Genomic DNA, 10,368 nt, shown 5'->3' on the forward strand with positions numbered 1-10,368 from the left:
TGGTCGAGAAGATCAAGCCGCTGGTGCGCGCGACGCGCCGGCCCGGTGCCGATGGCGAGATCGGCGGTTTCGGCGGCCTGTTCGACCTCAAGGCCGCCGGCTTCACAGATCCGGTGCTGGTGGCGGCCAACGACGGCGTCGGCACCAAGCTGAAGATCGCCATCGATGCCGGCAAGCATGACACGATCGGCATCGACCTCGTCGCCATGTGCGTCAACGACATCGTCGTGCAGGGCGCCGAACCGTTGTTCTTTCTCGACTATTTCGCCACCGGCAAGCTCGATCCCGACCAGGGTGCTGCGATCGTCGGCGGCATTGCCGAAGGCTGCCGTCAGGCCGGCTGCGCGCTGATCGGCGGCGAGACGGCCGAGATGCCCGGCATGTATCACGGCAACGACTATGATTTGGCGGGTTTTGCGGTGGGCGCGGCCGAGCGCGGCCAGTTGCTGCCCACCGACGATATCGTCGAGGGCGACGTGCTGTTGGGGCTGGCATCCTCCGGGCTGCATTCAAACGGGTTTTCGCTGGTGCGCCGCATCGTGGCCACCAGCGGCGTTGCCTGGGCCGATCCGGCGCCGTTCAACGACGACGCCAGCCTTGCCGAAGCGCTGCTCGAGCCGACGCGCATCTATGTGAAATCGATTCTGAAAGCCATCCGCAACACGCATGGTATCAAGGCGCTGGCGCACATCACCGGCGGCGGCTTCCCGGAAAACATTCCGCGCGTGCTGCCCAAGGATTTTTCGGCGGAGCTCGACCTCGAGGCGATCGACGTGCCGGCCGTTTTCTCCTGGCTTGCCAAGACGGGCGGCGTGGCGCCCGAAGAGATGATGCGCACCTTCAATTGCGGCATCGGCATGATCCTGGCGGTCGCATCCGGCCAGGCGGCGCAGGTCGCCGCGGTGCTGCAGGAAGCCGGCGAGACGGTGACGCCGATCGGCCGCATCGTTCCGCGCCGCGACGCCGGCGTCATCTATCGGGGCTCGATCGGCCTATGAGCACGCACAGGAAACGCACCGTCGTTCTGATTTCCGGACGCGGCTCCAACATGACCGCACTGATCGCGGCGGCCAGCGATCCGGCCTTCCCGGCCGAAATCGTCGGAGTCATTTCAGACAAAGCGGACGCCGTCGGCCTCGGCATCGCCAAGGCGCGCGGCATCGCCACGCAGGTCGTTGCCCGCGCCGACCACGGCAGCAAGCAGGCGCATGACGCGGCGATCGAAGCGGCGCTGGTGGCCTACAAGGCCGAGATCGTGGCGCTGGCCGGCTACATGCGCATCCTCACCCCGGGCCTGGTGCAGAAATGGCAGGGACGCATGATCAACATCCACCCCGCCCTGCTGCCGGCGTTCAAGGGGCTCGACACGCATGCGCGCGCGCTGGCCGCCGGCCTGCGGATCCATGGCTGCACGGTGCATTTCGTCACCTCCGAGATGGATGACGGCCCGATCATCGCCCAGGCGGCGGTGCCGGTGATGGTCGGCGATACCGCCGATACGCTGGCCGCGCGCGTCCTGAAGGCCGAGCACCGGCTCTATCCGCTGGCATTGAGCCTGGTCGCCGAGGGCAAGGCTCGCATGGAGGCCGGCCGCACCATGCTTGGCCATTTCGCCGACGATGCCGAAAACGGCAGCTCCGTGGTGATGGCGCCGAACCCGCAGCGCGAGGAAGCCGATCTGGAGCACCTGGCGCGGATCACCCCCTGAGCCGGGAGATGGCGACAAAACAGCTTCTCCTGCTTCGCCACGCAAAATCGAGCTGGGACGGCGCGGACCTCGATGATTTCGACCGGCCGCTCGCCGAGCGCGGGTTGATGGCAGCCAAATTGATGGGACGCGAGCTTGCGGCGCGCGGGTGGCTACCGGATCAGGCGCTGGTCTCTCCGGCGTTGCGCACCCGCGACACGTGGCGGCTGGTGGCCGCGGAACTGCCCAGGCAGCCGCGCGTCTCGTTTGCCGAGGCGCTTTACGACGCTTCATCCACGCATGTTCTGAACCAGATTCGTGAAGCCGACCCGTCGAGCGCTTGCCTTGTGGTGGTCGGCCACAATCCGGGCCTGGAGGATCTGGCGAGGGGGCTTGCCTCGTCGACCTCGGAGGCCAAAGCGCACAAGAGGCTGGAGGAAAAGTTCCCCACGGCTGCGCTGGCGCGATTCGTCTTCGACGGTGAGTGGCAGGCTCTGTCCTCGGCAAGACTGACACATTGCCTGCGGCCGAAGGACTTAAGCTAGAAGCGCAGGATCAAACGTCTTCAAAAAAGCCGCGCCCGCGTCCTGGGGGCGGTTCCTCAACCAAAGACGTTCTGGCTCCGCAAAAAACAAGAGCGGCGGGCCAGGCCCACCGCTCTTTGTGCGTTCCAAGGTCTTAGAGATCAACGACCCCAGATGCCCTGGCCAGACTGAGCCGGCACGTTGGCATTGGCGTCGCCCTGTGCCTGGTCAGACTTGAGGATCGAACCAGTGTACGTTGTGTCGATGTTGGAAGACTGGTTGGCAACCGGCTGGTTGACGTTGTCGGAACCAAAATTATCGCTGCCGGCAAAAGCGGTGCCGGTTGCGATGAGGATGGCGGCGGCGGTAAGAGCGATCTTGGTCATTTCAAATACTCCAATTTTCAGATTTAACGAAAGAGCTGTTGCAGGGGTCGCCTAATTTAGCGACCCCAGATGCCCTGGCCTGAAGCAGCCGGAACGTTGGCGTCGGCGTCAGCCTGCGCCTTTTCGGACTTCAGGATTGAACCGGTGTGCGTGGTGTCGATGTTGGAAACCGACTGATTGGCCACCGGCTGGTTGGCGTTTTCCGAGCCATAATTGTCACTGCCGGCAAAAGCCGTGCCCGTGGCGAGAAGGATGGCGGCGGCGGTAAGAGCGATCTTGGTCATTTCAAATACTCCAGTATGCTTTTGTTCTGTCCATCTAGTGGCGTGCCCTTGGGAGGAATTCGCGTCGCTCGGACCACCCCGAAATGGGTTGAGGGGTGGATGCGTTCCAATCACGAAGATGTTCCCGCGCACCTTGAATCCACCCCTTGAAAAACGGACGATGGTCAAGCGGTGATGATTTTATTATTTTGAAACAGTTAGTTAAGCGAACCCGTCTGCCCCGTGTAGCCGGTCCGAAGCCGACCTGCGTTCACCAGAGCTATACGGACTGTCAATGGATATCGAACCGAACGGTTCGGTTTGAATTCCCTCGGGCCGAATGCGATGCGCGCCAGTCACGTCATGGCAGGTCCGTCTGGGCTTGCGCCGGCTGTCCGGCCGCTCATTAAGAACGCAACTGTGCGGAAGCCCCATGCACTTCAGCGAAACGCCGAATGCACCGGGGTGTCCGGACATCCGTCGTCCTGGGGGAGACCTATTTCCACATGCCGCGCATGCGGGCGCCAATGTCGACACGCACGTCCGGCCGCGCCGTCCTGCCAGCCGCCGCTTGTGCGGATGGCCACGACATCTGCTCGAAGACGCCGAGGATAGAGGCCGGGATGAAGCGCGTGCGCGAGGCATAGACGTGGCGATCGCCGCGCGCCGCCTGCCCGTGCGTGAAGAAACGCTGGGGCATGACCAGGTTCAGACTGTCCTTGGCCCGTGTCATCGCCACATAGAGCAGCCGACGCTCTTCATCGATCTCTTCCCTGGTGCCGACCCCCAGGTCGGCCGGAATGCAGCCGTCGACGGTGTTGAGCACGAAGACGTTTTTCCATTCCTGGCCCTTGGCCGAATGGATGGTCGACAAGATCAGATAGTCCTCGTCGCGATGCGGTGGGCCGGCCTGATCACTTGTGGCGTCGGGCGGGTCGAGCGTCAGTTCGGTGAGAAACCGTTCGCGCGACGCATAGCCCGAGCCGATCTGCTCGAGCTGCAGGAGATCGGCCCGGCGCGTGGTTGCATCCTCGTGGATGCGTTCCAGATGCGGCTCATACCATAGCCTGACCTGTTCGAGGTCAGCCGGCCATTTGGCGCTGGCGCGCAGACCGGAATAAAGCGAGACGAAGGCCGGCCAATCATCCGCGGCGCGCTGCGGCGGCCGCCAGCCGGCCAGGCCCATCGCTTCATCAAGCGCCGTCGTCATCGTCTCGACGATCTGCGCGGCGGCCGAGGGCCCAATTCCCGGCAGAAGCTGCAGCACACGAAATCCCGCGACCCGGTCGCGCGGGTTTTCAGCGAAACGCAGCACCGCCAGCACGTCCTTGACATGTGCCGCGTCGAGGAACTTCAGCCCGCCGAACTTGACGAAAGGAATGTTGCGGCGGGTCAGCTCGATCTCCAGCGGACCGCTGTGATGCGAGGCGCGGAAGAGAACCGCCTGGGATTTCAGCGCCGTGCCCGCCTCGCGCTCTGCCAGGATCGTATCGCAGACGAAATTGGCCTGCTCGACCTCGTCGCGCACGCTCACCAGCCTCGGCCTGTCGGTGGACTTACGCTGCGACCAGAGATTTTTCGTAAAGCGCTCCGAGGCCTCACCGATCACCGCGTTGGCGGCGGCCAGAATGGTCTCGGTCGAGCGGTAATTGCGCTCCAGCATGACCACGTCGGCGGCCTGGGCGAACTGCTTGGGAAAGTCGAGGATGTTGCGCACCTCGGCGGCACGGAACGAATAGATCGATTGCGCATCGTCGCCGACCACGGTCAGCCCGGCGCCATCGGGTTTCAGCGCCATAAGGATCGACGCCTGCAAGCGATTGGTGTCCTGATATTCATCCACCAGCACGTGGTCGAAGCGCCCGCCGAGATGGGCTGCTATCTCGGGCTCGGCCGCCATCTGCGCCCAGTAGAGCAGAAGATCGTCGTAATCGAGCACGTTCTGCGACTGCTTGGCTTCGACATAGAAAGCGAACAGCTGTTTCAACTGATCGGCCCAGCCGGCGCACCAAGGGAAAGCGGCGCCCAGGACTTGGCCGAGCGGCGCCTGCGCGTTGACGGCGCGCGAATAGATGGCCAGGCAGGTGCCCTTGGTGGGAAAGCGCGCTTCCGTCTTGGAGAAGCCGAGCTCATGGCGCACGAGATTCATCAGGTCGGCGGAATCCTCTCGGTCATGGATGGTGAAGGCAGGGTCCAGGCCGATCTCCAGCGCGTAGTCGCGCAACAGCCGCGCGCCGATGCCGTGGAAAGTGCCGGCCCAAGTCAGAGCATCGGTAACCACGGCGGCGTCGCGGCCGAGCACTTCGCCTGCGATGCGCTCGACACGCTTGGCCATTTCGGAAGCCGCGCGCCGGGAAAAGGTCATCAGCAGAATGCGACGCGGATCGGCCCCCTTGACGATAAGGTGCGCGACACGGTGCGCCAGCGTGTTGGTCTTGCCCGACCCGGCACCCGCGATGACCAGCAGGGGGCCGCCTATCTTGCCGTCGCCATGCTCGACGGCAAGGCGCTGGGCGTCGTTCAGCCGGGCCAGATAGGGAGGCAGTGCGGTCGGGTCCAGAAACGTCGAATCAGATGCGGCGAGGTTCATCGCCCATCAAGCATCGTTTCCCCTTTGTTCGCAACGCCGATCCGGCGGTTCCACCGCTCTGGTCGAACCGCCATCGACCTCGCTAACGGCGCGCGTTGACGCCGGATGTCGCTGACTGCCGCCGCAAGGCTCCGCGATCATGCTGGGGCGGCGGCAGCAAGAGCGGATCGACCGTGTCCGGGATGTCCTGGATCATGCGCTGGGTAACGCGGTAAGCGACATAGACCAAAGCACCGGTGACTAGCAGGCGAAACATTGAGAGATACTCCATTGGAGCAGGAGGAACCGGGAGATGGGCGTTTGGTTCCTTCGACAATCGCCGCTGTGCTGGAGGGCGGGGATGACCTCGGCTAGCGGTCGGCCTCTCCTGGTGTTTCGGCAATGCATTCTTCAAGCCGCTCCAGGCGGAACTTGGCGGTGCGAAGTTCGTGCCCGGCTTCGAACCGCCCGTGGCGTCCCTTGGACGATGCCGCCATGAGATCACGCTCCAGTTCGGCAATGCGCGCACGCACCCACCGAGCCTCGTCCTGACGTAATGCCTTGATCCACCCTCGCCCGCGCATCGATCGTCCGCCAGCCCCCAACGGCAAGCCGACCATGCAGGAAAGACCTTAATGTCCCACAATTGCAAAAGTTATAAATTTAACTTCTTCTAATTTAGCACTGTAAAGGTATTGCCGGCCTGGCGGCGATGGACGCTGGCGCTGGAAGCGTTCCTTAAAGCCACGGAAGGTGCAAATTCAGCACCGGCAGAGCCGAGAGACGGCAACAGGAATCTGCCCTTACAGTCGGCTGTTGGCTCGCGGCTCAACGTGCCGCGCGCAGCCACACCTTGTTGTCATGGAAAGCAGCACCGCCATAGGGCGCCGGCGCATCGGCGCCTGTCAGCACGTTTATGCCCTCGCCGCGCTCATGAGCACTGTTCGGCCAGATGCCTTCGGCGATGACGACGCCGCGCTTGATGCCGTCGAACAGCTTGGCATGCAGCACCACCTCGCCGCGCTGGTTGCCGATCTCGACACGGTCGCCGTCGGCCAGCCCATGGGCGGCGGCATCGTCTGGATGCAGAAGAAGTTCAGGGCGGCCTTCTTTGGCCTTGGATACCGGCGTCTCGGAAAAGGTCGAGTTGAGGAAGTTGCGCGCCGGCGACGTGGCCAGGCGGAATGGATGCGCCTCGTCGGCGACCTCGATCAGGTCGACGTGATCGGGAAATTCCGGCAGGCTCTCCACCGGGCCGAACAGGCCCATGCTCTTCGGCGGCCGGTTGGGCGCCGCCTGCCCGCTCCAATTGGCCCGAAAATGGAATTTTCCGTCGGCATGGCCAAAGCCGTTGATGAAATGCGCCGCCTCGAAATCCGGCTGCAGGTCGACCCACTTGTCTTCCTTCAGGCTGTCGAAACTGCCCAGTCCGCGCTTGCCCAGGATGATGTCGATGTGCTGCTGCTCGGTGAGACCGAAACCCGGCCGGTCGGCGACGCCCAAACGCCTAGCCAGTTCCTCGATGACGAAATGGTTGGTGCGCGGCCCTTCCGGCGGCTCGATCAGCTTGGGGCCAAGCGTGATGTGCTGGTTGCCGCCGCCCTTGTAGATATCGTCATGCTCGAGGAACATCGTCGCCGGCAGTACGACATCGGCGAGTTTTGCCGTGTCGGTCATGAACTGCTCGTGCACGCAGGTGAACAGGTCGTCGCGCAGGAAGCCCTGCTTCACCAGCCGCTGCTCGGGCGCCACATTGGTCGGGTTGGTGTTCTGGATCAGCATGGCCGTCACCGGAGGCCCTCCATAGAGCGCGTCCGCGGCACCCGTCAGCACCGGGCCGGTGCGCGACTGGTCGAGATAGCGGATCGAGGGATCCCGCATTTTCGTGCCTTCCAGCACATCCTGATTGAGCTTGAAGATGCCGGAATTCGAATGGAAGGCGCCGCCGCCCTCATACTGCCAGCAACCGGTAACCGCGGCGATCGAGGCCGCCGCATGCATGTTGGCCGAACCGTTGCGCTGGCGCGAGAAACCATAGCCGAGGCGGAAATAGGTCTTCTTGGTCCTGCCGATGAGGCGGGCGAAGGCTTCGATCTCGGCCACGGTCAAGCCAGTGATCGCGGCTGCCCATTCCGGCGTGCGGGTCCGAAGGTGCGCTTCCAGCCCGGCGGGATCGTCGGTGTATTTGGAGAGATAGGCGCGGTCCGCCATGCCTTCCCTGAAAAGCACGTGCATGACCGCGCAGGCCAGGGCGCCATCGGTGCCGGGCTTCAGCACCAGCCCGAGATCGGCTTGCCTCATCGTCGCGTTCTCGTAAATATCGACGACGACGATCCTGGCACCGCGCTCCTTGCGGGCCTTGATGGCGTGGGTCATCACGTTGACCTGGGTGACCACGGCATTGGTGCCCCAGATCACGACGCAGTCGGATTTGGCCATTTCGCGCGGGTCGGGGCCGCGCAAGGCACCCGCCCCCATCATCCACCCGGTCCAGGCCAGATTGGTGCAGATTGAGCCGAAGAAGCCAGAGTATCTTTTCGCATGACGCAGCCGGTCGATGCCGTCGCGCTGCACCAAGCCCATCGTGCCGGCATAGTAATAGGGCCAAACGGTCTCCGAGCCGTATTTTGCCTCCGCCGCGATGAACTTTTCGGCGACGAGATCGAGGGCGGCCTCCCAGCTGGATTCCTTCCAGGCGCCGTCGCCCTTGGCGCCGGCCCGAACCAGCGGCTTCAGCAGCCTGTCGGGATGATGGACGCGGTCGGCATAACGCGCGACCTTGGCGCAGATGACGCCAGCGGTATAGCTGTTGGTCTTGGCGCCATGGACGCGGCCGATGCGGTTGCCATCGAGCAGTTCGACCTCGAGCGCGCAGGTCGAGGGGCAATCATGCGGACAGGCGGAATGGCCGATGCGAAGCTTGGCGTGCTGGTTCATGCAGTTTGTCTAGCGGGTTTTGGTGTCGGCGTGTAGGGCAGATGACCAGCCAATCTCCCCCCTCGTGGGGGAGATTACGCACTCACTCCGCCGTGCCTTCCTCGTATTCGGCCGACATGGTCAGCCACTTTTCCTCGTGGCCTGCCAGCGTCTGGGCGAGCTGCGATCGTTCCTTGGCCAGCCGCGTCGCGGTCGAGGGATCCTTTTCGTAGATCGCGGGATTGGCCAGTTCGTCCTCGATGCCGTCGATGCGCTTGCGCAGGCGATCCATCAGCGCCTCGGTAGCGCGGATCTCCTTGGCCAGCGGCTCGAAAGTGGCGCGGCGCGCCGCCGCGTCGCGGCGACGGTCGGCTTTCGACGCCTTGTCCGCCTCGCGCTTGCCGCGGCGGTCGCCCGACACGCCGGTGACCAGCGTCTTGTAGTCCTCGAGATCGCCGTCATACGGATTGACCGCGCCGTCCTTGACCAGCCAAAGCCGGTCGGCGGTCGCCTCCAGGAGATGGCGGTCGTGCGAGATGAGGATCACCGCGCCTGGAAACTCGTTTAGCGCATGGATCAGCGATTCGCGGCTGTCGATGTCGAGATGGTTGGTCGGTTCGTCGAGGATGAACAGGTTCGGCCCCTCGAACGCCGAGAGGCCCATGAGCAGCCTCGCCTTCTCGCCGCCGGACAGGTCCTTGGCGGGGGTGTTCATCTTCTCGGTCGACAGGCCGAACTGGGCGACGCGGCCGCGCACCTTCGATTCCGGAGCTTCCGGCATCAGCCGGCGTACGTGTTCGTAAGCGTTTTCCTCCGGGCGAAGATCGTCGAGCTGATGCTGGGCGAAGATCGCCACCTTCAGGCCCGGCGCCACCGTCATGGTGCCGCTCTCCTGCTTGAGACGGCCTGACAGCAATTTGGCGAAGGTCGACTTGCCGTTGCCGTTGGCGCCAAGCAGGGCGATGCGGTCATCGGCATCGATGCGCAGCGTCATCTTCTTCAGGATCGGCTGGCCTTCTGTGTAGCCGACATTGACGTTGTTCAGCGCCACGATCGGCGAAGCGACCGTCTTGACCGGCTCGGGAAACGAGAATGGCCGCACCGTGTCGTTCACGATGGCGGCGATCGGCTTCATCTTTTCCAGCGCCTTGATGCGCGACTGCGCCTGCCTGGCCTTGGAAGCCTTGGCACGGAAGCGTTCTACGAAGGATTCCATATGCTTGCGGGCGGCCTCCTGCTTGACGCGGCCCTTCTCCTGCAATTCCTTCTGCTCGGCGTACTGGCGCGCGAACTGGTCATAGCCGCCACGCCAGAACGTCAGCTTCTTCTGGTCGAGATGGACGATCGAGTTGACGGCGCGGTTGAGCAGATCGCGATCGTGCGAGATCAGAAGCACGGTGTGCGGATATTTCGACACGTAGTTTTCCAGCCACAACGTGCCCTCGAGATCGAGATAGTTGGTCGGTTCGTCGAGAAGCAGCAGATCGGGCTCGGAAAACAGCACGGCGGCAAGCGCCACGCGCATGCGCCAGCCACCGGAAAAGGACGAGGCCGGGCGTCGCTGCGCGGCATCATCGAAGCCAAGGCCGGCAAGAATTGTGGCGGCGCGTGACTCGGCCGAATGGGCGTCGATGTCGGCCAGCCGCATATGGATGTCGGCGATGCGGTTTGGGTCGGTCGCCGTCTTTTCCTCTTCGAGGAGCGCCGTGCGCTCAAGGTCCGCCTTGAGCACGATCTCGATCAGCGGGTCCTCGGTCCCCGGCGCTTCCTGCGCCACCTGGCCGATGCGCGTGTTCTTGGGCAGGCTGATCGAGCCCGTCTCGGAGGCGAGGTCGCCGGTGATAGCCTTGAACAGCGTCGTCTTGCCGGTGCCGTTGCGGCCGACCAGGCCAGCCTTGGTACCGGCCGGCAGGGTCAGCGAGGCATGGTCGAGAAGCAGGCGTCCCGCCATGCGGAGCGAAAGGTCAGAGATAACTAGCATGGTGGCGCTTTTGCACCGGACACCGACGCTTCGCAAGACCTT

10 protein-coding genes are annotated in these 10,368 nt (G+C 63.8%); 3 read left to right on the plus strand and 7 right to left on the minus strand.

What is annotated here, in order from left to right; genetic code table 11:
* From purM to WC739_RS22095, 3 genes are all read left to right on the plus strand, one after another.
* Window positions 1-998: phosphoribosylformylglycinamidine cyclo-ligase (purM, locus tag WC739_RS22085; RefSeq protein ID WP_372955122.1), on the plus strand; the 998-nt coding region annotated here is incomplete at its 5' end.
* Complete coding sequence (gene purN, locus WC739_RS22090; protein WP_372955123.1) at window positions 995-1,708, plus strand: phosphoribosylglycinamide formyltransferase; 714 nt, start codon at window positions 995-997, stop codon at window positions 1,706-1,708. The genes purM and purN, both read left to right, overlap by 4 nt.
* Window positions 1,709-1,716: 8 nt before the next feature.
* Window positions 1,717-2,232: a histidine phosphatase family protein gene (locus tag WC739_RS22095; protein WP_372955124.1), complete on the plus strand. Its 516-nt coding sequence runs from the start codon at window positions 1,717-1,719 to the stop codon at window positions 2,230-2,232.
* A 140-nt stretch (window positions 2,233-2,372) separates the two neighbouring features.
* Here WC739_RS22095 and WC739_RS22100 read toward each other — a convergent pair whose 3' ends face one another.
* From WC739_RS22100 to WC739_RS22130, 7 genes are all read right to left on the minus strand, one after another.
* The gene (locus tag WC739_RS22100) at window positions 2,373-2,597 is read right to left on the minus strand and encodes a DUF680 domain-containing protein (protein WP_372955125.1); all 225 of its coding nucleotides are present in this window, start codon (window positions 2,595-2,597) and stop codon (window positions 2,373-2,375) included.
* A 56-nt stretch (window positions 2,598-2,653) separates the two neighbouring features.
* Window positions 2,654-2,881 (minus strand): DUF680 domain-containing protein, encoded by a 228-nt coding sequence (locus tag WC739_RS22105; protein ID WP_372955126.1) that lies wholly within the window; start codon window positions 2,879-2,881, stop codon window positions 2,654-2,656.
* 475 nt (window positions 2,882-3,356) lie between these two features.
* Entirely contained in the window at window positions 3,357-5,450 is a 2,094-nt protein-coding gene (locus WC739_RS22110; protein ID WP_372955127.1) for an ATP-dependent helicase, read from the minus strand.
* A gap of 82 nt (window positions 5,451-5,532) precedes the next feature.
* On the minus strand, window positions 5,533-5,706 hold the full coding sequence (locus WC739_RS22115; RefSeq protein WP_372955128.1) for a hypothetical protein: 174 nt from the start codon (window positions 5,704-5,706) through the stop codon (window positions 5,533-5,535).
* Between the two features lie 94 nt (window positions 5,707-5,800).
* Window positions 5,801-6,049, minus strand: coding sequence for a hypothetical protein (locus tag WC739_RS22120; RefSeq protein WP_372955129.1), 249 nt, complete (start codon window positions 6,047-6,049; stop codon window positions 5,801-5,803).
* Window positions 6,050-6,257: 208 nt separating this feature from the next.
* Window positions 6,258-8,366 carry a molybdopterin-dependent oxidoreductase gene (locus tag WC739_RS22125; RefSeq protein WP_372955130.1) on the minus strand — a complete coding sequence of 703 codons (2,109 nt, stop codon included), beginning with the start codon at window positions 8,364-8,366 and terminating at the stop codon, window positions 6,258-6,260.
* Window positions 8,367-8,448: 82 nt separating this feature from the next.
* On the minus strand, window positions 8,449-10,326 hold the full coding sequence (locus WC739_RS22130) for an ABC-F family ATP-binding cassette domain-containing protein (protein WP_372955131.1): 1,878 nt from the start codon (window positions 10,324-10,326) through the stop codon (window positions 8,449-8,451).
* Window positions 10,327-10,368 lie beyond the last annotated feature (42 nt).

This window comes from Mesorhizobium sp. (genome assembly GCF_041661565.1).
Lineage (GTDB): Bacteria > Pseudomonadota > Alphaproteobacteria > Rhizobiales > Rhizobiaceae > Mesorhizobium.